A 23859-nucleotide genomic window follows, 5' to 3' on the forward strand; every position below is an offset into this window, starting at 1 on the left:
TGACCTGGGAAAACAATAGCAGAATCACCATTAATTCTGCAAAGGTATGGAATGCTATTGGGATTCTACGTAAATTTGAAGGCTAAATCTATATAATCTATTTAATTATGATCATTGTTACAGGAGCTGCTGGATTCATTGGTAGTTGTTTAATTCAAAAATTAAACGAATTGAATTTTAACTACATTATCGCAGTAGATGATTTTTCTTTCGAGGAAAAAAACAAAAATTTGGTTGGTAAAAAAATTAAGGAAAAGGTGGAGAGAACCCAATTTTTCACTTGGTTAGATTCCAATTTCAGAGAAGTAGAGTTCATCTTTCACATTGGTGCTCGTACGGATACAACGGAGTTTGATAAATCGATCTTTGATGATTTGAATGTGAATTATTCTAAGGAAATTTGGAATCGTTGTGTCGAATATCAAATTCCATTGGTGTATGCCTCATCTGCTGCAACTTATGGTTTGGGGGAATTGGGATACGATGATGATGAAAGTAAAATTCCAGGATTAAAGCCATTAAATCCCTATGGAGATTCAAAAAACGACTTTGATATTTGGGCATTGCAACAAGAGAAAAAGCCGTTTTTCTGGGCTGGATTGAAATTTTTTAATGTGTATGGTCCAAATGAATACCATAAAGGTCGCATGGCCTCTGTTATTTGGCATGCCTTCCGGCAAATCAATGAAAGGGGGAGTCTTAACTTATTCCGATCGCACCGTTCAGATTATGGTGATGGTGAGCAAATGAGGGATTTTATCTATGTCAAAGATTTAATCGATGTATGTATATTCTTCATGGAACACCGCAAGAACTCAGGTATCTACAATTTAGGAACTGGCATTGCTCGTTCGTTTAACGATTTAGGTAAATCGACTTTTGCAGCGATGGGCAAAGAAGCAGTCATTAATTACATCGATACGCCCATTGATATTCGTGATAAGTACCAATACTTTACTGAAGCCAATATGTCGAAGTTACGTCAAATTGGTTTTACACAACCTTTCCATACATTGGAAGAAGGAGTGAAAGATTACGTTCAGAATTATTTGCTTAAGAAGGCTTATTGGTAATTTTCTTCCATGCCTCTTCTAGAAATCCTTGGCCATAAGCGATTAACTGAATGTTAGCTGCGATAAGGCCAAGGATTGCTATTTTAAGGCTTTTTGTTTGAACAATTGCATCTATAATTATTCCCAACCAATACAATACAACAAATCCAGCCAAGTATTTACCCAATTCAGGAAATAGAATAAGGCTTATTCCAACAAGAATCATTCCGATCAAGTAACAAGCAGGGAAAAAATGTACCCATTTTAATTCTTTAGGAAAGAATCTTGAAATATTGATTCTAGCCCGACCGAAGAAGTGCAATTGCTTATAAAATTGAGTAAAGTCGGTACGTCTTTTATGATAAATGAATGCTTTAGGAAGTAAAGCCGAATGGAAACCTAAGGACAAACAACGAATACTAAATTCGATATCTTCACCCATACGAGTAATTTTGAATCCTTTTGTAGCTTCCCATACTTTTCTAGAAATGCCCATATTAAAGCTCCTAGGGTGAAATTGTCCACCTACATTCTTTTCCTTGCCCCGAATACCCCCGGTAGTAAATAGGCTTGTCATACTAAAACTGATAGCTTTTTGGATAGGCGAGAAGCTAGGATGATCTTTATCAGGTCCGCCAAATAAATCGATATTTTTCTCGCGAATTCCCTTTTCTACTTCTTCTAAATAGGTAGATTCTACCAAAGCATCGGAATCCAAAATGACAAAAAAATCTCCTTTTGCTCGTTCAAAGGCATAGTTTCTCGCAAATCCTTGTCCTCCGTTTTCTTTGTAGAAATACTGAATATCAAGTGGATTGCTATATTTTCTTACAATTTCATGTGAAGATATTTGGGAACCATCCTCAATAATGATTACTTCAAAATGCTGATAGCGCTGAAGAGTCAAACAGTTTAAAAGCTCGTCCAATTCTTGAGGACGATTGTAGACTGGAATAATAACACTGAAGAAAGTGGATTCTTCTTTCATAAAGCGATGAGCTCTTCAAGCAAATATTAAGCCTCTAGTGTTTTTTCTAAAGCTATTCTACTTGCTTTTAAAATATGGTCTAGATGTGATTGATCTAGCGCAGCTGATAAAAACCAAGATTCAAATTGAGAAGGAGGTAAATACACACCTTGATTCAACATTTCTCTAAAGTATATGCCAAATTTTGCCGTATCCGAAGTTTTGGCGTCACTGAAATTTTTCACGGCAATATTAGTGAAAAATAAAGTGAACATAGAACCTATCTGATTCACAAAGCCGTCAATCTGTAACTCCAATAATTGCTGACGTATACCTGTTGCCAAATACTCTCCTTTTTGATTTAGACCTTGGTATACCTCTGGATTATCCGTAATTAAATTCAACATGGCTAAACCAGCTGTAGTAGCGAGTGGGTTTCCAGAAAGTGTACCTGCTTGATACACAGGTCCAGATGGTGCTATCATGTTCATGATTTCGGCTTTACCGCCATAGGCACCCACTGGCAAACCTCCACCGATGATTTTGCCTAATGTGGTTAAATCGGGTTGAACTTGGGTTAGTCCTTGATATCCAGAAGAAGAAAGTCTAAAACCAGTCATCACCTCATCAAATATCAATAAACTACCGTGCTTCTTACACAATTGTTGAATTCCTTCAAGGAAACCGGGTTCGGGGATAACTAATCCCATATTACCAACTACGGGTTCTAAAATGACAGCTGATACACTATGGGGATTTGCTTTAAATAAATTTTCTAATTTATCTAAATCATTATATACAGCAGTTAGAGTATCTTTTGCTGTGGAAACGGTTACACCAGGACTATCGGGAGTTCCTAGGGTGGCCACACCAGAGCCCGCTGCAATTAAAAAGGAATCACCATGACCATGATAGCATCCTTCAAATTTGATTATTTTGTCTCTTTTTGTATAAGCTCTTGCCAATCGAATAGCTGCCATGGTGGCTTCGGTTCCTGAATTAACCAATCGAACCTTCTCGATGGATGGAATCATGGAAACGATTTTCTCTGCGATTAAAACCTCATTATAAGACGGAGCTCCAAATGAAAAGCCGTTAGACAAAGCCTCACGAACCGCGTTTTCAATAGTCGGATGCGCTTGTCCAAAAAGCATAGGTCCCCAAGATCCAATTAGGTCTATGTATTCTTTACCATCTACATCTTTCAGGTATGCACCCTTTGCAGATTGAATAAATAGGGGCGAACCACCTACTGATTTAAATGCTCGAACAGGCGAATTAACTCCTCCTGGTATAACTTCTTGTGCGCGTTCAAAATAGGAAGCACTTAATGATCCCATAACTATTTCTTCTTCTTAGTATTGGAGTTCTTTTGTTCTTTTTGTTGTTCTTCAACCGCTTTCATTTGAGTTTGAAGGTATTGAGAGAAACGAGACTTTTTGGCACCACCACCCGCTGCTATTTTCTTGCGATTTTCATCCAACAGACGCTTGATTTTATCCTCATCCACAAATTTACGAATGGCTAATTGCTGTCCGATGGTCACTAAGTTGGATACGAAATAATAGAAACTTAATCCTGCTGGGAATGAGTTCATCACAAACATAAAGATGACTGGCGTTACATAGGCCATCATTTTCATATTAATCGGCTGTCCTGGTTGATCAGGTGTAATTTGGTTGTTATAATAACCGTATGCCAATTGGGACAAAGTCATTAGTAAACAAAACATACTGACATGAGATCCATAAAATGGAATAGCAAAGGGTAAATCAAAGACAGAGTCAAAAGTAGATAAATCATTGGCCCACCAAAAGGATTCCTGTCTAAGGTTGATTAAGTTAGGAAATAACATAAATACCGCCATTAAAACAGGCATGGTGGCTAATACAGGGATACAACCACTCAGTGGATTGACACCCACTTCACCATACAATTTCATGGTTTCTTGCTGAACTTTTGCTGCATCATCTCCGATTTTCTCTTTTATAGCTGCAATTTCTGGGGCCAATATCCTCGTTTTAGCCATAGATACATACGACTTATAAGTCAATGGCAATAAGGCTGTTTTGATGATTAGAACCAATAAAATAATTAGTAATCCGTAATTAGAAACAATGCTTTCTAAGAAATCGAACAAGGGAACGAATATATATCGCGTAATAGGTAATAAGAAGTCGTAACTTAACTTAACATTCTTTCCAAATGACGGAGCCACATGCTTGATGATGGAATAATCATTAGGTCCAAAGTAAAATTTAAAATTTGATTTTCCTTGAAGTAAATCTTGGGAAGAAGCTACCATATTGGCGTCCAACGTTTTGATATTCAATGAATCATTCAAATTTGGAGTACTACTTAATGCTGCTTTTTGAAATTGAAATCCTTGAGGAACCAAACCTGTTATGAAATACTTCTTTTTAAAAGTGATCCAATCCAATTTAGATGTAATATTATCTGACTCGTTCGCTGAGGGGTTTTCAGACAAATAATCAAACTCTTCATCTTCATGTAACAAATAATTGATCGTTGCTTTTCTTTCTTCAGCGATATCTTTCTCTGTTTGATGGATGTTTTCTTTCCAATGGATTTGGTATTCAGCACCCAAATCTGCTCCTAATGATTTGGCATCAATGCCATAATTAAGCTCAAATCCTTCTTTAGCAAGGCTATAGGTTTGTTTGATTACTTTTCCAGTAGGCAAGGTGCTTACAAATTCTACACGTTGCGCAGACGCTTTAGCTTGATACGTTAAATCGTTCAATTTTACTTTTTTACCAGAAATAGGAAGCTCTACGTCGAATTGGTCCTTTTTAGCATCAAATAATTTCAAACCAGCTTTAAGTCCTTGATTGTAATTCTTATACGATTCATAATTCTTCAGTGTCACGGAAACTATTTTTCCTCCGTAATTGCTTAATTGAACCTGAATATCCTTATTTTCTAATACAAAGGTCTCTTCTTTGATGCTAGCAATGGCTGTATCTTTTATTACTTGTGCCGGGCTAGCTTTTGAAACTAACGTATCAATTTTTTTAGTGCTTGAGGCTGCTTTTACACTGGTTTCACTCTTAATCGGTTCTTTGGGAGCAAAGAAGTATTGATAACCCAATAACATGGCTAATATCAATACAATACCGGTAACTGAATTCCTATCCATAAGATATGTCTAAATACTATTTTGAATTTTTAATAAATGGCACAGCATGTTGGTAGGCTGCTTTAACAAAATGAACAAACAGGGGAGAAGGGGCTTCCACAGTAGATTTATATTCTGGGTGAAATTGTACTCCTACAAAAAATGGATGATTGGGTAATTCCACAATCTCCACCAAATTGCTGTCGGGATTAACTCCTGAGGTAACCATACCTGCTTGATGATACTGATCTAAATATGTATTGTTAAACTCGTAGCGGTGTCTATGACGTTCTTGAATGGATGATTTCCCATAAATTTTATACGCCAGAGTTCCTTTTTCAATTTTACATGGATATGATCCTAAACGCATGGTCCCACCTTTCTCAGAAATTTTCTTTTGATCTTCCATAATATCAATCACAGGATAAGGTGTTTCTGGGTTCATTTCAAAAGAGTGAGCATCTTCTAAACCGATCACATTTCGAGCAAACTCAATGACCGCACATTGCATTCCTAAACAAATACCAAGGAATGGTATCTTGTTTTCACGAGCAAATTTCACTGCATTGATTTTTCCTTGAATTCCTCTTTCTCCAAATCCTGGAGCTACTAAAATTCCATCAAGACCCGTTAAGGTTTCTTGGGTATTTTCATCATCCATCGTTTCAGATGAAATCCATTTCACATTGACTTTAATTTCATTGGCCACTCCCGCATGAATAAAGGATTCAGCGATGGATTTGTACGAATCTTTTAACTCAACGTACTTGCCTATTAGACCAATGGAAATTTCGAATTTGGGATTTTTAAGCTTAGACAAAAAGCTTTTCCAATTAACTAAGTTAGAATCCTTGTCGTTGTAAATATCTAATTTATATAAAACTCGACTATCTAAACGCTCTTCTTTCATTAATAAAGGAACATCATAAATAGTTCCAGCATCCATTGCTTCAATGACATCTTGTTCTGTTACGTTACAGAATAAGCCAATCTTGCGCTTCATTTCTTGTGGTAATGGATGTTCGGTGCGACAAACCAAAATATCAGGTTGAATACCTGATTCTGATAACGTTTTTACCGAGTGCTGGGTAGGTTTAGTTTTTAATTCACCGGCTGAACTCAAATAGGGTATAAGAGTTAAATGGATGAATAAGGTATTTTTCTCACCTAAATCCCACTTCAATTGTCGAGCAGCCTCAATAAATGGTAAGGATTCTATATCGCCAACACATCCACCAATTTCAGTAATAACGATATCAAATTTACCTGTTTCGCCTAAAAGCAAAATATTTCTTTTGATTTCGTCAGTAATGTGGGGAACTACCTGAACGGTCTTGCCTAAATAATCGCCTCTTCTTTCCTTGGTAATTACATTATGGTAAATTCTACCTGTAGTAATGTTATTAGCCTGACTTGTGGGCGTATTTAAGAATCGTTCGTAATGGCCTAAATCTAAATCGGTTTCGGCACCATCATTGGTAACATAACATTCCCCATGTTCGTAGGGATTTAATGTTCCTGGATCAATATTAATATATGGATCAAATTTTTGAATGGTACAGCTTAATCCTCTAGCCTGTAAAAGCTTGGCTAAGGAGGATGCTATGATGCCTTTACCTAATGAAGAAGTTACTCCACCCGTAACGAAAATGTACTTTGATTTCTTTGTGGTCCCTTTACCTGACATTGGGAATTTGTTTGTTTGGTTACGGGAAACAAAGATAGCAATAAAAGGCACACCGAATTAATCCTATTTTTATTTTATCTTGCATTCTAAATAGTTTTTTCATGTTAGCCTCCCCTTTACAACTTTTTTCTGCTTCTGCTGGGTCTGGTAAAACCTATACATTAACACTGGAGTACATCAAGTTGTCCTTACATCAAGTGGAGCCAAGGGGTTATTTTCGCCGTATTTTAGCAGTAACCTTTACCATTAAAGCTGCCGAAGAAATGCGAACAAGAATCATCAAAGCATTATCAGGTATATCGGCGTATCCAGATTTTGCGGGTGTAGCAGAAAAAGAGATTTCAGATTCAAATCAATTATTACATCGAATTCAAGAGGATCTAGCGAAGGAGGGTATTGAATTGACCTTAGACGAATTGGCTACGCGTGCCTACATTACCTTACAACAAATTCTTCAAGATTATGGTCTTTTTTCTGTTATGACCATTGATGCATTTGTTCAAAGGTTGAGCAGTTCTTTTGTAGAAGAACTCCATTTACCAAGTCAATTTGAGGTTATCTTGGATATAAATTCTTTGATGAATGATTTGATGGACCAGCTTTTAGACAAGGTGAATCAATCAGGAGATCCCGTTTTAACTGATTTAATTCTTTCCTTCGCTCGACAGGAAGTCATAGATGGTAGAAATTGGAATCGTATTCGACAAAGTTTAATTGATTTCTTGAAGATTTCGTTTGACGAAAATTATTTCGGTATTAAAAAAGAAATGGAAGTATTTTCCATGTCTGATTTTTTACAAATAGAGCATCAAATAAATACTAAAATTCATTCAATTGAGAACCAGATCGTCGAAATATCCCAACAAATTGTCGATCTCGCTGATTCCTTACACATTGAAGAATCGTATTTTGCCAATGGAGTAAAGGGGCCTATTAATGCATTTAGGAAATTTGCCAATGGACAAAGCCTTAAAATAGATAAGTATTCTAGTATTAGAAATGCGATCGAGCAGAACAAATGGCATGCTTCAAAAGTAGATCCAATTACGAAATTTCAAATAGATGGTATATCGAATCAATTAACTGATTTGGCCACTGAATTCATTCAACTGTATGAGGAAGAAATATCTAAGTATTTATTGTTTAAACTGATCGTAAAAGATTTAAAAAAAATAGCCCTGATTTCATCTATTAATGAGGAATATCAAGTTTTTCAACATGAGCAAGCGAGTATTTCAATAGCTGAATTTGCTAGGAGAATCAATGAAATTATTTCTCAAGATCCCGTGCCTTTTATTTATGAGAAATTAGGCGATCGTTATTTTCATATCCTTATAGATGAATTCCAAGACACATCTATATTGCAGTGGAAAAATTTCATGCCTTTACTTGAAAATACAGTTTCATTAGGTAAACGTAATTTATTGGTAGGGGATGCCAAACAATCCATCTACAAGTTTAGAGGTGGTGAAGTGGGCTTGATAGCCTCCCTGACAGCACAAAATCAGCAGTTGTTAGGTGACAAATTCAATCAATCGGAATTTGATCAAGTTCGACTTGACTATTTAATGAATCAGATTCAATTACATCAATTAGAAAGTAATTACCGAAGTGCACCTGAAATAGTCGAATTTAATAATGCTTTTTTCTCTTGGATTTCCAATCAACCAACTTATCAAGGATTTTGTGCGCTTTTAGAACCCGTATATGGGCATCGGATGACCCAAATTCCCCAAGTACCTTCGAGTGCATTATCTGGCCAAGTGGATATATTGATATTCCAAAAACCTGTAGCGACAACAGAAAACAAAGATTTAGAAGCCAAGTGGATGTTACAAAATGTCATTCAGTTGATTGAATATAATGTGACAGCAGGTTTTCGTTTGGGTGATATTGCTTTACTGACTAGGAAAAATAAGGATGCTAAATTTTTGGCTTTACAATTGAAAGAAGCTGGTTATCCTATTATTTCTGCTGATTCACTTTTAGTCTATTATTCTTCTTTAGTTGCTTTCATTTTGGCACTTTTAAAAATGAAAGTCGATCCTAAAAAGCCCATACTGTTATTTGAAGCCGCATATGCTTTGGCTGATATTCATGGTCAAGCGATTCCTTTGGATGCTTTAAATTTCTTACAAAAAGAGAGTAAATTTAACTCAAATCAGTCATTGGTATTGAATCAATATGTTCAGGAGTTTTATAGCATTCAAATGGATTCTCTTTGGGATGATGAAAGCTTGTTGGATTCCGTTTATCATACCATTGCGTTATTCGATTTATTTAGTCGAACAGAAGGTTCAGAATATGTATTGAAATTGCTTGATATTATTCAAGATTTCACGTTAAAAAATGCTAGTTCAATTTCGGATTTTTTAGCCTATTTTGATCTTAACAAGCATAGTTTCAGTATTTCTTGTCCTGAAAATATGGATGCAATTACCATTACCAGTATTCATAAATCAAAAGGTTTGGAATACCCAGTGGTCATTTTGCCTTTTGCTTCTTGGACGCATCAAACCAGTGATCGGGATAAAATTTGGTTTAAATTGGATATGCAGGAGGAAGAATTTGTGTTAGAAGAAAAGGGGGCTTTGCCTTATTTTTATGCTAGGGCAAATGCCAATGACTTAGATCAATTTGATCAACTAGCAAGCCAAAAACAACAAGAAAAAGATGCTATATTTTTAGATGCATTGAATATGCTGTATGTGGCAAGTACACGAGCGAAACAACATTTACATATCTTGTTTTCGGAACCTAATCCTGAGTCACATTTTAAGACAAAATCAACTTTTGAACAATCCATTGGCAAATTATTGCTTGAGTATTTACAAACATGTAAGGCTGAACCAGACGAGCTGCCTTCCTTCATGGATTTAGAATTCAAGGATATTTCTAAGTATTATTTGATTCGTAAATCAAATTCATTTATTCAAAAAGTAAGATCTTTAGATTCAGAAATTCACATCTCTTTGGAATTAAACGCTGCTACGTCCACAAAACCCTTATTACGAGTAAAATCCGCACAAACAGATCTTTATACGCTTGCTAAAGAAAAACGGGAACGTGGTGAAGTTATTCATAAGCAATTAGAGAATTTGAAATCTTATGAGGACATAAATCAAGACGATGTATTGCCTGAAATATTGGAACTGCTTGAAATGGATGAAGTTAAACTGTTTTTTAAACCTGGTGAATTATTTATTTCTGAAGAGGATATTTTATTGCCTGACGGAAATATGATTCGTCCCGATCGTGTTATTAAGCAAAATCAAACCTTGATTGTTGTTGATTATAAAACAGGTAAAAAGGAAGATAAACATCAAAGCCAAGTTCATTCATATTGCGAAGCACTTAGACAAATGGGCTACCCAGAGGTAAAAGGAGCAATTATTTATACGATGGAGAAAGCAGTGGAATATGTATAGGAGAATTGCTCTATTATGGGTATTGTTTGTTCTTGTTTCTTCCTGTTCAGTTTGGAAAAAGACAATTCGATTTCTCGGTTTATCGAAACCTCAAATAGAGGCTAATTATACACTACGTGAGGTAGATCAACTGATTCAATCAGGATTGTCATACCAAGGTGTGCCTTACCGAACTGGAGGAATTGATCGAAAGGGGATGGATTGCTCTGGATTGTTATTTAGAATGTATGCAGATCAACAATTTCAAATTCCAAGACTTTCAAAGGATCAAGCACAATTTGGTTTACCTATTTCAATTCAGGAAGTTCAAGTTGGTGATTGGATATTTTTTGCCACGAGTCAAACTAAATTGATCAATCATTCAGGTATTATTTCACGGATTAAATCCGCCAATGAAGTCTATTTTCTTCATTCAAGTACTTCAAAAGGTGTTCGTGAAGATAATTTATATACCAAATATTGGTTAGGAAGTTTTGTGAAATTGATACGTCCTTTTAAAAATTAATGAAAGCTTGAAGGATAAAAGCTTCTCTTGATGTATTTTTGCATTCTTTTTAAATAAAACTATGTCGAAAAAGGTAATTATAATCGGTGCCGGTGGTGTTGGTAATGTGGTGGCTAAGAAATGCGCTATGAATCCCCAGGTTTTTTCAGAGGTGGTGTTAGCTTCTAGAACATTATCCAAATGTGATGCTATCGCGAGAGAGGCACAAAATATTGGACTTCCTATTGAGATTAAAACGCGTCAAGTAGATGCCGACTCTGTTCCCGAATTAGTAAAATTATTCACAGATGAAAAGCCTTTCATGGTGATTAATGTGGCTTTACCATATCAAGATTTAACAATTATGGATGCTTGTTTGGCTACGGGTGTTCATTATTTGGATACAGCCAATTATGAGCCTAAAGAAGAAGCTAAATTTGAATATTCATGGCAATGGGCTTATCAAGAAAGATTTAAAGAAGCTGGATTAATGGCTTTATTGGGTTGTGGATTTGATCCTGGTGTAACAGGTGTTTATACTGCTTATGCCAATAAGCATTATTTCGATGAGATGCATTACTTGGATATCATTGATTGTAATGCTGGTGATCATGGCAAGGCATTTGCGACTAATTTTAATCCAGAAATTAATATTCGTGAGATTACTCAAAAGGGTAAATATTGGGAAAATGGTCAATGGGTGGAGATTGAAGCGATGTCCATTCATAAGCCTATTGAGTATCCCAATATTGGACCTAAAGAATCCTATTTATTATTTCATGAGGAATTAGAGTCTTTGACTAAAAACTTTCCAACATTGAAACGCGCTCGTTTCTGGATGACTTTTGGTCAGGCATATTTAACACATTTAGAGGTATTGCAAAATGTGGGTATGACTTCTATTCAGCCAATTAAATTCAATGGTATGGATATCGTACCCTTGGAATTTTTAAAAGCTGTACTTCCAGAACCTGGCACATTGGGAGAGAACTATTCTGGTCAGACTTCCATTGGTTGTCAGATTAAAGGTATCAAAGATGGTCAAGAAGCCACGTATTATGTGTATAACAACTGTCACCATGCCGAATGCTATAAAGAGGTTCAGGCGCAAGGAGTTAGTTATACTACAGGTGTCCCTGCCATGATAGGAGCAAGTTTAATGATTCAAGGAGATTGGATGAAAGCAGGAGTGTATAATGTAGAAGAATTTAATCCGGATCCATTTATGGAGAAGTTAAATATTCACGGCTTACCTTGGCACGAATTGCACAATATAACCCTTCCACATGAATATTAGACCTACAGAGGTTTATCTTGCTATACCTTCGCCTTGTTTTGTCTTGGAAGAAAATCTATTATTGAATAATCTTAGAATACTTCAACGGGTCCAACAAGAAGCAGGTATTGAGATTATTTGTGCCTTGAAAGGTTTTTCATTTTATCATGAATTCCCATTGGTTCGACAGTATTTAGCTGGAGCTACGGCTAGTTCTTTGCATGAAGCGCGTTTGGCTTATGAAGAGATGCAGGTTAAATGTCACGTCTATTCACCAGCTTATTTAGAAAACGAATTTGAGGAGTTAGCTTCTTATACAAGCCACCTTTCTTTTAACTCGCTGAATCAATATCAGCAGTTTTATCAGAGAGCGGCTCAGCAGGGTATTTCTTGTGGTATTCGTATTAATCCTGAATATGCTGAAGTAGAAACTGACATGTATAATCCTTGCGTGCCTGGTTCAAGATTGGGAATTCGTCGGTCTGATATCGGAGAAACATTACCTGAAGGAATAGAAGGGTTACATTCTCATACTTTATGTGAAAATGATTCTTTTGTTTTGGAAAGAACGTTGGCTGTCATTGATGTGAAATTTGGTGATTTATTGCCAAAAATTAAATGGTTAAATCTTGGAGGTGGGCATTTGATAACTCGGGCAGATTATCAAGTAGATCACTTGATATCAGTTCTAACTCGTTTTAAAGCTAAATACCCTAATTTATCCATTATTTTAGAACCGGGGTCAGCAGTGGGTTGGCATACAGGATTTTTAAAATCTACCGTGCTAGATATTGTTCATTCGGCAGGAATTGATGTAGCCATTTTGGATGTATCTTTTGCCGCACACATGCCTGATACCTTAGAAATGCCTTATAAACCGAGAATTCGTTTCGCGGATTCAGAACCTGTGGCAGGAAAACCGACATATCGCTTTGGAGGCATGACTTGTCTAGCTGGAGATTATTATGGAGACTATTCTTTTGATGAACCTTTACAAATAGGGGATGAGATCATTTTGGAAGATATGATTCATTATACGATGGTTAAAACAACGACTTTCAACGGAGTTAATTTGCCTAGTATTGGTAAATTAGATACAAATCAGAACTTCGTGCTGTTCAAAAGTTTTGGATATGAGTCGTTTAAAGATCGTCTGTAAATTATCAGTATTTGTGATTTTAAACGAGCTTATATGTGTTCATTTCCACTTAGATTTGTCAAATTTTTAAAATTTGACAAATCTCCTCGACAGACAAATCTCCTAACAAATTTCCATGATAAATCACCCACTGAAAAAAAATGTAGCACCAAGAACCGAATTTTCATTCTAAATTCTTCATGCTACATTTCAATGGTGGAGAAGATCGGGCTCGAACCGACGACCTCTTGCATGCCATGCAAGCGCTCTAGCCAACTGAGCTACATCCCCATTTATGGATTGCAAATGTCATGATTTTTCAGTGAAATTGCAATATCAATTAGAAATTTACCCGAACCCCAATTCCACCTTGGACGTGAAAAAAGAAAGGGTTAGGTGCAATCTCATTGTAAAAACCTACTTCACCAAAAAAGGATAAATTAGGGGCATCAACCGGATAAAACTCAATTCCTCCAACGGCCGCTGCACCAAATCCCCCATTGCTTGTTGGTGTCGTACTTCCTTTGGCATATAAATCCCTTGATGTATACTGAGGACCAAATCCGTAATAAGTATGAATATCAGAATTAATTAACGTGGGATGATGCCACAAATACAAAGCATTCATCGTAAAACCAATATTCTTGAACGTGCCATCTTTATAATTTCTATCGGTTCCCCACAAGCCACCATATGCTCCTATATTTACTTCGACCGCATTGATGCCATTACTCAAATATTTACGTGCCATAAATCCGCCTGGTTCACCAATCCTGAAACCTGAGGCCCATTCTTGAATTTGACCAAAAGCTACAGAGGAAAGACAAGTAAATAACAGAATGAATAGGCTCTTTTTAAACATATAGTTAAAAATAAAATTCTTGTATTTTTTGAACTAATACTTGATTTTCCTCTGGTAAACCAATGGTAATTCGAATGGAATTTTCACATAAAGCCACATTAGAACGATTTCTAGTAATGACTTGTTGCGATATTAAATAATCAAATAATTCTTGCGCCTTTTCCATTTTCACCAAGATAAAATTAGCTTGAGAGGGAAATATACGAATCACTTGAGGCATAGCTTCCAACTCTGAAATTAACGTATTTTTTGCATGATTTATTTGTTGAATCGAATTAAATAAAAAATCTCTATTCTTTAATGCCTCTAAAACCAATGCCTGTGTCGCTCCACCTATGTTATATGGAGGTTTAATTTTATTTAAAATTTGAATAATTTGTGGATGAGCAAATGCCATTCCTAAGCGCAAAGATGCCAATCCATATGCCTTGGATAGCGTTTGCATAACAATTACGTTTGGAAATTTATTCAATTCTGTAATGAAACTAGGCTCATCAGAGAAATCAATATAGGCTTCGTCTATAATAACAAAACCTTGCTGAAATTTCTCAATAATTTGATAAATGTCGTTTCGATTAATTTTATTTCCTGTCGGGTTATTCGGTGAACAAATAAATATGATACGCGTGTTTTCTTGTACAGAAGATAAAACGTGGTCCACGTTTAATTGATATTCCTGGGTTAAAGGGACATCAATGATCGTAACATGATTAATCGATGCACTTACTTCATACATTCCATAAGTAGGAGGGCATAAAATAATCGAATTCGCAGGTCCTTCGCAGGTCATTCGGATGATCAAGTCAATAGCTTCATCAGATCCATTTCCTATAAATATTTGATTGACAGGAATCTGTTTAATAGCCGACAACTCTTCCTTGATTTCCCATTGCATGGGATCAGGATAACGATTCCAATTTTCTGATAGGGGAGAACCTAATGGATTTTCATTGGCATCCAAAAATACACCTTCCTTGCCTTTAAATTCATCTCTAGCCGACGAGTAAGGTTTCAAATTCCAAATATGTGGTAATATGATGGATTGATAATTCATAAACGTGTATTTAATCGAATCGCCACAGCATTGGCATGGGCTTGTAATGACTCTGCCTCTGCCATGTCCATGATACTTTGACCCAATACTTCTAAGCCAGCTTGACTGATACGTTGAAGTGTAATTTTTTTCTGAAAACTAGCCAAATTTACTCCAGAATAAGCTTTCGCAAATCCATTGGTAGGTAAAGTATGGTTTGTTCCGGATGCGTAATCTCCTGCAGCTTCTGGGGTGAAATTACCTAAAAAGATTGATCCAGCATTCACAATGTGATCAGCAAATTCTTCAGGTTGATCACAGGCTAATATCAAGTGCTCAGCGGCATATTCATTCAAAAGTTGAATTGCTTCTCCTCGATCTTTCACCAAAATTGCTTTTGAATTTATTAGAGCTTGTAAAGCTAAATCCTTCCTATCCAAAAGTTCAACTTGTTTTCCTAGTTCCACCTGAGTCTTTTCAATGAAGGATTCTTCCAAAGCCACTAAAAATACTTGAGAATCAATTCCATGCTCAGCTTGTGACAATAAATCTGCCGCTACATAGGCTGGATTAGCATGTGAATCTGCATATACAGCCACCTCAGAAGGTCCAGCGGGCATGTCGATCGCTATTCCTTTGTGGTTCGCAAACATCTTGGCTGCAGTCACATATTGATTACCAGGCCCAAAAATCTTATAAACTTTTGGAATAGATTCTGTTCCTAAAGCCATCGCTGCTACAGCTTGCGCTCCACCGACCTTAGCCATTTTTGTAACGCCACACAATTGAGCTGTATAGAAAATAGCTGGATGCGCTGCTGGAGTACATAAAACAATCTCCTTACAACCTGCTATTTGTGCAGGAATGGCCAACATTAAAATAGTAGAAAATAATGGAGCTGTACCTCCTGGAATATAAATACCCACCTTTTCGATCGGACTTGCCTTCTGCCAACAAATTACACCAGGACTTGTTTCTATTTTTTGAGATACAAACTGCTGAGATTCATGAAAAGTATGAATATTGGCATAAGCTTGTTGAATAGCCTTTTTTAGCGATTCAGGAACCTGATTAGCAAGTTCGTTAATTTCTTGTTCAGTATAAAGAATTTCCTGTATCTCTCTTTTTTCAAACTTCAACGTTAAATCACGTAAAGCCTGATCTTGTCGGGTTTCAACTTGCGTGAATATCCCTTCAATGATTTCATCCAAAGATTGGGCATCTAAGCTGGGTCTTTGACAAATTTGCGCAAAGGTGTCTACAGAAGGATATTTAATAAAAGGAATCATACTTAAAGAATCATTTTCTCAATAGGTAACACTAAAATTCCTTGAGCACCTGCTTCGCGCAAAGACTCAATGATTTCCCAGAAATCATTTTCAGAAATAACAGAATGCAAGGAATACCATCCTTTTTCAGCTAATGGTACACGCGAAGGCGATTTCATGCCTGGTAATAAGGCGATAATTTTCTCTAAATTTTTTTCTTCTGCATTTAAAACCACATACTTTGCATTTTGACCTCTTTGAACTGAATCTATGCGGAATGTGAGTTTATCTAAGATATTTTTCTTTTCTGCTGTTAATGATTTGTTGGAAATCAATACGGCCTGACTTTTAAAAACTTCTGCTACTTCTTTTAAGCCATTACTAAGAAGCGTTCCTCCGGTAGATACGATATCACAAATTCCTTCAGCAAGTCCAATACTTGGAGCTATTTCTACAGAACCAGAAATCTCATGTGTATGTGCAGAAACCCCTTTGGATTTCAGAAAATTATTGGTCAAGTTAGGGTAGGAAGTAGCTATATTTTTCCCTTCAAAATAACTTAAATCAGTATAAACTTCATTTCTAGGAATAGCCAATGAAAGTCTACACTTGGAAAACCCTAATTCCTTTACAATTTCTACCTCTTTGCGATTTTCTTCTAATACATTGAGACCAATAACTCCCAAATCCGCAACGCCATCCTCTACATATCCTGGAATATCATCGTCTCGCAAGAACAAAAATTCAATCGGAAAATTGCTTGATATCGAACGTAATTTAGATCCGCCTGATTCAAACTTAATTCCACATTCTTTAAATAATTTCAATGAATCGTCACTTAATCTTCCAGATTTCTGTACTGCGATTCTAATGTTGATATTGCTCATATTCGTAATTTTCCTAAAATAGACAAGCCCCGAAATTTTCGAGGCTTGCCATTATTTTTGTTTAGATAAACATCTTAATGGGATCCTCTAGATACTGTTTTAATGTTAGTAAAAACGCAGCACCTGTTGCACCATCTACCACGCGATGGTCGCAAGTCAAGGTTAACTTCATGATATTAGTTGCATAGAATTGACCATTCTTTACTCCAACAGTCTCTTTAATACCACCCACTGCCAAAATACATGATTCGGGTGAATTGATGATGGAAGTGAATTGATCGATTCCAAACATACCCAAATTGCTGACGGTAAATGTATTACCCTCCCAGTCCTTTGGTTGTAATTGTTTGTTTTTTGCTTTCCCACCTAATTCTTTCGCTTCAGCAGAAATCTGTGCAATTGATTTCTCACTAGCAAAACGAATAACAGGGACTAATAAGCCATCTTCTACAGCTACTGCCATACCGATGTGTACATGTTTATTAACACGAATTCGATCTTCCATCCAATACGAATTAACTTTAGGATGTTTTACTAGGGACAATGCTACCGCTTTAATCACCATGTCATTAAATGAAATTTTGACGGGCAATACTTCATTCATGCTGACACGTGCTTCCATCGCTTTATCCATGTTGATTTCCATGGTTAAATAAAACTCAGGTGCACTGAATTTAGACTCAGACAAACGACGTGCGATTGTCTTACGCATTTGACTGTTTGGAATATCTTCGAAACTCTCTTCTCCAGAAATGAAGTTGCCCGTGGATCCTCCAGCATTCGGTTGATAGTTTTCCACGTCAGATTTAGTAATTCTACCACCATCACCTGTTCCTTGTAACCAGTTTAAATTAATATTCTTTTCTTTCGCTAAAGCTTTAGCTAGGGGAGAAGCTTTGATAATTCCTCCTTTAGCATCCGCTTGAATTCCAGAAGATGCAGCTTTTGATTCAGCCACTTTGGGTGCTTCTTTCACTGGAGCTGATGTAGCTACTGCTACTGGTGCAGCAGGTACTGAAGCAACTGGAGCAGCAACTTGTTGTAATAAAGGTTGAAAATCTGTTCCTGGTTCACCCACAACCATGATGATGCCATCTACGATAACACCTTCACCTTCTTTGGCCCCAATGTATAATATAGTACCATCTTCATAGTTTTCTAATTCCATGGTAGCTTTATCAGTTTCAACCTCGGCAATGATATCACCTGATTTAACTACATCACCTACTTGCTTCAACCATTTGGCTATGACACCTTCAACCATGGTATCACTCATCTTAGGCATTCTTACGGCCTTAGCAGGAATGGAACTTAAATCTACTGTTGGTGCAGCAGGAGTTGTAGCAACTGCCGGTGCTGGACTTGCTTCCACAGCAGCTACTGCCGCTGCCGGTGCATCAGCTAATAAACTAGAATAATCTTCTCCTGGAGTTCCAACAATGGCGATAATTCCATCAACAGGAACTGCTTCGCCAACTTTAACTCCAATATACAATAATGTTCCATCCTCGTAATTCTCTAACTCCATCGTTGCTTTGTCGGTTTCCACCTCAGCTATGATATCACCAGACTTGATTACATCACCCTCTTTCTTTAGCCAATTAGCGATTACACCTTCAACCATGGTATCGCTCATCTTGGGCATTCTAATTACTTCAGCCATTATCTTATTTTTAAAAATTCAAAATTAAGCTTTAGAAGCCTGTTTCGAAAACTATTATGTAAAAATATTTGATTAATCTAATTTTAAAACTGCCATGAATGCCTCTTGTGGGATTTCTACGTTACCCACTTGACGCATGCGCTTTTTACCTTTCTTCTGCTTTTCTAATAACTTTCTTTTTCGAGAAATATCACCACCATAACACTTGGCTAAAACGTCTTTTCTTAATGCTTTAACCGTTTCACGAGCGATGATTTTTTGACCAATCGCTGCTTGAATAGCTATTTCAAATTGTTGTCTAGGTAGCAATTCACGCAATTTCTCACATAAACGCTTTCCCCAATCATATGCCTTATCTCGGTGTACGATAGCTGACAAAGCGTCTACTTTTTCCCCGTTCAACATGATATCTAATTTTACCAAATAACCAGGCTCATATCCTTTATATTCATAATCCAAAGAGGCATAACCTCTGGAAATGGTTTTTAAACGATCAAAAAAGTCGAATACTACCTCCGATAAAGGCATATCGAAAGTCAGTTCTACTCGGTCTGTGGTTAAATAAATCTGATTTGTTAAGATACCTCGTTTATCCATACAAAGACTCATGATGACTCCTGTATATTCTGATTTGGTGATAATCTGAGCTTTAATGTAAGGTTCTTCAATGATGTTAATCAAATTGGGTTCTGGCAAATCACTCGGTGCCGACACCCATAATTCCTCATCGGCGGTAGTTAGTACCTTAAACTTTACTGAAGGTACCGTGGTAATCACCGTCATGTCGAATTCCCGCTCTAAGCGTTCTTGAACAATCTCCATGTGCAACATACCTAAGAAACCACAACGAAACCCAAAACCCAAAGCCATGGAAGTTTCAGGTTCCCAAACTAATGAGGCATCATTTAATTGTAACTTCTCCATGGCATCTCTCAAATCCTCAAATTCAGAAGTTTCAACAGGATAAATACCCGCAAATACCATGGGTTTCACTTCTTCAAATCCTTGTATGGCAGATTTACATGCGTTAGCAACATGGGTTATGGTATCACCCACTTTAACTTCTTTTGCTTCTTTGATACCCGAAATGAGGTAACCGACATCTCCTGTTTTGATAATGGATTTAGGTTCCTGTTCCAAACCTAGTGTACCAATTTCATCAGCAAAATACTCCTTTCCTGTATTCATGAATTTAACGCGATCTCCTTTACGAATCTCCCCATTATAAACACGAAATATAACTTCAATTCCTCGGTAAGAGTTAAAGGTTGAATCAAAAATTAGCGCCTGTAGTGGCTCTTCAGGATTACCTTTAGGTGCAGGTATACGCGCAACTACAGCATCTAATATATCTTGAATTCCTATACCTTCTTTTCCAGATGCGTGAATGATATCTTCTTTTTTGCAACCAATTAAATCAATGATTTGATCCGAAACTTCATCTGGCATAGCACCAGGTAAGTCGATTTTATTCAAAACTGGAATGATTTCCAAATCATGATTAATAGCCAAGTATAAATTGGAAATGGTCTGAGCTTCTATACCTTGGGAAGCATCTACAATTAATAATGCTCCTTCACAAGCTGCAATAGAACGTGAAACTTCATAAGAGAAATCGACGTGTCCGGGAGTATCTATTAAATTAAATGTATAAATCTCACCATCCTTAGGATATTGCATCTGAATCGCATGAGATTTAATGGTAATTCCACGCTCTCTTTCCAAATCCATATCATCCAATAGCTGATTCATCATATCTCGCTTTTGGACCGTATTCGTGAATTCAATTAATCGATCGGCCAAGGTACTTTTTCCGTGATCAATATGGGCGATGATGCAAAAATTACGAAGGTTCTTCATTTATGTTAATATATGTTTTACCTAGAAACGGAATTGATATGTTAAATTCTTATTCAGGGCAATAGGAATTCGCCTTTACAAGGATCATCCATTTTTAAAATCAATTTAAGGAAAGCATATTTCCATCTTACAAATATAGCTAAGAGGAAGGTGGCAAACCACATGCAACACTATTTATTAGCGTTTCAAATCGAATAAATTTCATTAGTTATATTACTACTTCGATTGCATGATGGATTCGATCTCTTCCCATTCAATGGGTATATGTTTCATCAAATTATCTGTCCCGTTTTCCGTGATTAATAAGTTGTTCTCTAATCGTATACCTAAACCTTCTTCACGTATATAAATACCTGGTTCACATGTCAAAACCATCCCTGCTTCAAAAGGTTTATATTTGTCCCAAACATCATGTACATCTAATCCTAAATGATGAGCCACTCCGTGCATGAAATATTTTTTAAATAAAGGGGCATTTTTATCTTGCTTTTCCACATCAGTACGAGAAAATAGACCTAAGTCGATCAGTTTCCCCTCCATATACCGCTCCACTTCTTTTTGATAATCTACCCAATAAATGGACGGACGCATTAATTGACTTGCAAAATTCAAAACGTCATGTACTGCCAAATAAACCTGCTTTTGTCTTGGGCTAAACTTACCATTCACCGGTATCGTTCTGGTCATATCGGCATTATAATTACCATATGCTGCACCTACGTCCAACAAAATAACATCACCATCCTGACAAACCTCTTTATTCTCAATGTAGTGCAAAATACAGGCATTAGCCCCTGAAGCAATAATAGGAGTATAGGCGAAACCATCTCCTTTTAGTCGAATAAATTCGTGTATAAATTCAGCTTCAATTTCGTACTCTGTTACTCCCGGTTTTGTAAATTTCAATACTCTTCTAAAAGCAGACTCAGTAATATCAATGGCCTTCTGCATGGCCAGAATTTCGTCCTGTTCCTTTTTCATACGAAGGATGTTCGTAATAGGAGCCAAGCGCTTGTAATTATGCGTAGGATATTTGTCTTGCAACGATTTTGTAAATCTTGCATTATGTGTCTCTACTGTTGAGCTATTTCGAATATGTTCATTGTCTACCAAATAGATGTTTTCAGCCGTATATATTAAAGTTTGTAAAATGGCTTCAAATTGCTGTTTCCATTGGATGTTTTTAATCCCAGAAATGCCTTGAGCTTCTTCTTTGGAAAATTTGTGGCCTTCCCAAATAGAAATCAATTCTGATGTTTCTCTGACAAAAGCAATTTCTTTTAGATGCTCTTCTGGCGCATCTGGATACAAAAGAAGTATTGTTTCTTCCTGATCTAAGCCAGATAAATAAAGTAAATCTGAGTTTTGCTTAAATCCCATGCTACCATCAGCATTGGTTGGCATGATATCATTGGAGCAAATTAACACGATGGATTTGGGTGCTAATTGTTGGACTAATTTTCGACGGTTGTTGATGTACAGCTGTGCTGGAAGTGCTTCGTATCTCATGCTTTTATTTGTGGCATAAATATATAATTTCACCTAAGGGTAAAGACATTTTTTTACTTTCCTCTAAACCAATTTTTTCAATCATATTAATTTGACTCACTTGAAAACCGGAGTTTTTTAATTGAGTTCCATAATCACGGCCATAAATACGTAAATGATCATCTTGTAAAAAATGAATTTCCCTTTCTTTCGGGTCTGTTATACTGGCATCCTCGTAAGTGGTAGCTAAATCCAATCTTTGTGGACTTTGGCATAAAGCAAATCCATCAGGTTTTAAAACTCGACGAATCTCTTGCATACAACGAACATCATCCCGAACGTGTTCTAATACGTGATTACAAAACACCACATCAAAACTATTGTCCTCAAACGGAATATCATGTAAATCCATTTTTACTTTAGCCAATGGGGATTCAATATCTGCCGTTATATAATGATCCCCTAATAGCTTCTCAAAACGATCTATGAAACAATATTCTGGAGCAATATGTAGTAGCCTAGGCTTACTTTGGAAAAAGCTAGTTTCCTTCTGTAAGAATAGATACATCAAACGATGTCTTTCTAAGCTTAAACAAGAAGGACATAAGGCATTTTCTCTTGGATGTAATCGGCCATATGGTAAAAACTTAGAAAAATTTTCTTGACAAATAGGGCAGTGGACTTTATTTCCATGTAAAAAAATACGGTAAACTTTCAACAATTGATGCGCCACCAATTGAATATATTTTCTAGGGATATTGCGTAAAATCCAACTAATAAGGTATTTCATAGGATAAAAAAAGGGAAGGTGTTTTCTAAGAAAAAACCTTCCCCAAAATTAATGAATTAAATATTACATTTCACGAATCCAAATGTTACGAAAACTAACTGGATTACCATGATCTTGCAAGCTAATAGGTCCAGGACCATGAACAGGGTTTTTAGGCTGTCCAATGTATTCTGTTGTTCCTTGTATTTTAGTGTGGTTTTGAACGACAATTCCGTTGTGAATCACCGTTACATAAGCTGGAGTATCAATACCACCATTAATGGTAAATTTCGGTGCCGTATAAATGATATCATACGTATTCCATTCTCCCATTGGTGAAGTAGCATTCACTAATGGAGCAGATTGTTTATAAATACTTCCTGCCTGACCATTGCGATAACTTCTATTTTGGTATGAGTTTAACACTTGTACCTCATACATTCCTTGCATAAAAATGCCGCTGTTCCCTTTACCTTGACTCTTTAATGTCTCAGGCTCCATCGGGGAACGCCATTCAATATGTAATTGATAATTAGTAAATTTTTGTTTGGTAGAAATATTGCCAGCTCCCTTTACAACGGTCATAGCACCATCTTCTACTTTCCATTTAGCTGGACTGCCATCTTTGACAGTTTCCCAATTGTCTAAACTTTTACCATCAAATAAAATAATGGCATCGGATGGGGTTTTATCTGAACTTACGACGCGGATCTCAGGATCCCAAAATTCAGTTTTGTCAGGTTTTGTTGGATTCTCTTCAACGAATCGGTGGTCTTGTGCTTGTAAGCTAAATACACCAGCTGCTAAGATAGCGGTGCAAATGAAAGTAATTTTTTTCATGTATAATGGATTTAGAAA

18 protein-coding genes and 1 tRNA gene are annotated in these 23859 nt (G+C 36.5%); 5 read left to right on the top strand and 14 right to left on the bottom strand.

What is annotated here, in order from left to right; all coding sequences use genetic code 11:
- The first annotated feature begins 107 nt into the window (after positions 1-107).
- Entirely contained in the window at positions 108-1073 is a 966-nt protein-coding gene (gene rfaD / locus U0R11_RS04655; protein WP_406750123.1) for an ADP-glyceromanno-heptose 6-epimerase, read from the top strand.
- Here rfaD and U0R11_RS04660 read toward each other — a convergent pair.
- From U0R11_RS04660 to U0R11_RS04675, 4 genes are read right to left on the bottom strand one after another with little or no spacing between them, the layout of a single operon-like run.
- Positions 1054-2040, bottom strand: coding sequence for a glycosyltransferase (locus U0R11_RS04660; protein ID WP_406750125.1), 987 nt, complete (start codon positions 2038-2040; stop codon positions 1054-1056). The two genes, rfaD and U0R11_RS04660, sit on opposite strands and share 20 nt — an antisense overlap.
- A gap of 26 nt (positions 2041-2066) precedes the next feature.
- Positions 2067-3359, bottom strand: coding sequence for a glutamate-1-semialdehyde 2,1-aminomutase (gene hemL, locus U0R11_RS04665; RefSeq protein ID WP_406750127.1), 1293 nt, complete (start codon positions 3357-3359; stop codon positions 2067-2069).
- 2 nt (positions 3360-3361) lie between these two features.
- Complete coding sequence (gene yidC / locus U0R11_RS04670; RefSeq protein WP_406750129.1) at positions 3362-5179, bottom strand: membrane protein insertase YidC; 1818 nt, start codon at positions 5177-5179, stop codon at positions 3362-3364.
- Between the two features lie 16 nt (positions 5180-5195).
- The gene (locus U0R11_RS04675; protein ID WP_406750130.1) at positions 5196-6845 is read right to left on the bottom strand and encodes a CTP synthase; all 1650 of its coding nucleotides are present in this window, start codon (positions 6843-6845) and stop codon (positions 5196-5198) included.
- 101 nt (positions 6846-6946) lie between these two features.
- On the opposite strand from U0R11_RS04675, the gene U0R11_RS04680 reads away from it, so the two are divergent.
- The 4 genes from U0R11_RS04680 to nspC all read left to right on the top strand — a co-directional run bounded on the left by U0R11_RS04680 (position 6947) and on the right by nspC (position 13192).
- Positions 6947-10273 carry a UvrD-helicase domain-containing protein gene (locus U0R11_RS04680; protein WP_406750132.1) on the top strand — a complete coding sequence of 1109 codons (3327 nt, stop codon included), beginning with the start codon at positions 6947-6949 and terminating at the stop codon, positions 10271-10273.
- Positions 10266-10778 carry a C40 family peptidase gene (locus U0R11_RS04685; RefSeq protein WP_406750134.1) on the top strand — a complete coding sequence of 171 codons (513 nt, stop codon included), beginning with the start codon at positions 10266-10268 and terminating at the stop codon, positions 10776-10778. Before U0R11_RS04680 ends, U0R11_RS04685 begins: the two co-directional genes overlap by 8 nt.
- A gap of 61 nt (positions 10779-10839) precedes the next feature.
- Positions 10840-12054, top strand: a complete 1215-nt coding sequence (locus U0R11_RS04690) for a saccharopine dehydrogenase family protein (RefSeq protein WP_406750136.1) — start codon at positions 10840-10842, stop codon at positions 12052-12054.
- Positions 12044-13192, top strand: coding sequence for a carboxynorspermidine decarboxylase (gene nspC, locus U0R11_RS04695; RefSeq protein WP_406750138.1), 1149 nt, complete (start codon positions 12044-12046; stop codon positions 13190-13192). The genes U0R11_RS04690 and nspC overlap by 11 nt, the downstream gene beginning before the upstream one ends.
- A 193-nt stretch (positions 13193-13385) precedes the next feature.
- Here nspC and U0R11_RS04700 read toward each other — a convergent pair.
- The 10 genes from U0R11_RS04700 to U0R11_RS04745 all read right to left on the bottom strand — a co-directional run bounded on the left by U0R11_RS04700 (position 13386) and on the right by U0R11_RS04745 (position 23841).
- Positions 13386-13462, bottom strand: a tRNA-Ala gene (locus U0R11_RS04700).
- A gap of 49 nt (positions 13463-13511) precedes the next feature.
- Entirely contained in the window at positions 13512-14033 is a 522-nt protein-coding gene (locus U0R11_RS04705; RefSeq protein WP_269003074.1) for a hypothetical protein, read from the bottom strand.
- Between the two features lie 4 nt (positions 14034-14037).
- Complete coding sequence (hisC, locus tag U0R11_RS04710) at positions 14038-15087, bottom strand: histidinol-phosphate transaminase (RefSeq protein ID WP_406750140.1); 1050 nt, start codon at positions 15085-15087, stop codon at positions 14038-14040.
- Positions 15084-16352, bottom strand: coding sequence for a histidinol dehydrogenase (gene hisD, locus U0R11_RS04715; protein WP_406750578.1), 1269 nt, complete (start codon positions 16350-16352; stop codon positions 15084-15086). The genes hisC and hisD overlap by 4 nt, the downstream gene beginning before the upstream one ends.
- A 5-nt stretch (positions 16353-16357) precedes the next feature.
- A complete protein-coding gene (gene hisG, locus U0R11_RS04720; protein WP_406750142.1) occupies positions 16358-17221 on the bottom strand; it encodes an ATP phosphoribosyltransferase in 864 nt (287 codons plus the stop codon).
- A 61-nt stretch (positions 17222-17282) separates the two neighbouring features.
- A complete protein-coding gene (locus U0R11_RS04725) occupies positions 17283-18884 on the bottom strand; it encodes a 2-oxo acid dehydrogenase subunit E2 (RefSeq protein WP_406750144.1) in 1602 nt (533 codons plus the stop codon).
- A 72-nt stretch (positions 18885-18956) separates the two neighbouring features.
- The gene (lepA, locus tag U0R11_RS04730; RefSeq protein ID WP_406750146.1) at positions 18957-20744 is read right to left on the bottom strand and encodes a translation elongation factor 4; all 1788 of its coding nucleotides are present in this window, start codon (positions 20742-20744) and stop codon (positions 18957-18959) included.
- A 216-nt stretch (positions 20745-20960) separates the two neighbouring features.
- Positions 20961-22253 carry an aminopeptidase P family protein gene (locus U0R11_RS04735; protein WP_406750148.1) on the bottom strand — a complete coding sequence of 431 codons (1293 nt, stop codon included), beginning with the start codon at positions 22251-22253 and terminating at the stop codon, positions 20961-20963.
- Positions 22254-22257: 4 nt separating this feature from the next.
- Positions 22258-23022, bottom strand: coding sequence for a class I SAM-dependent methyltransferase (locus tag U0R11_RS04740; protein ID WP_406750150.1), 765 nt, complete (start codon positions 23020-23022; stop codon positions 22258-22260).
- Between the two features lie 63 nt (positions 23023-23085).
- Positions 23086-23841 (bottom strand): 3-keto-disaccharide hydrolase, encoded by a 756-nt coding sequence (locus U0R11_RS04745; protein ID WP_406750151.1) that lies wholly within the window; start codon positions 23839-23841, stop codon positions 23086-23088.
- Positions 23842-23859: the final 18 nt, after the last annotated feature.

Origin of the sequence: Aquirufa salirivi, assembly GCF_045310485.1 — a bacterium.
Classification (GTDB): Bacteria; Bacteroidota; Bacteroidia; order Cytophagales; family Spirosomataceae; genus Aquirufa; species Aquirufa salirivi.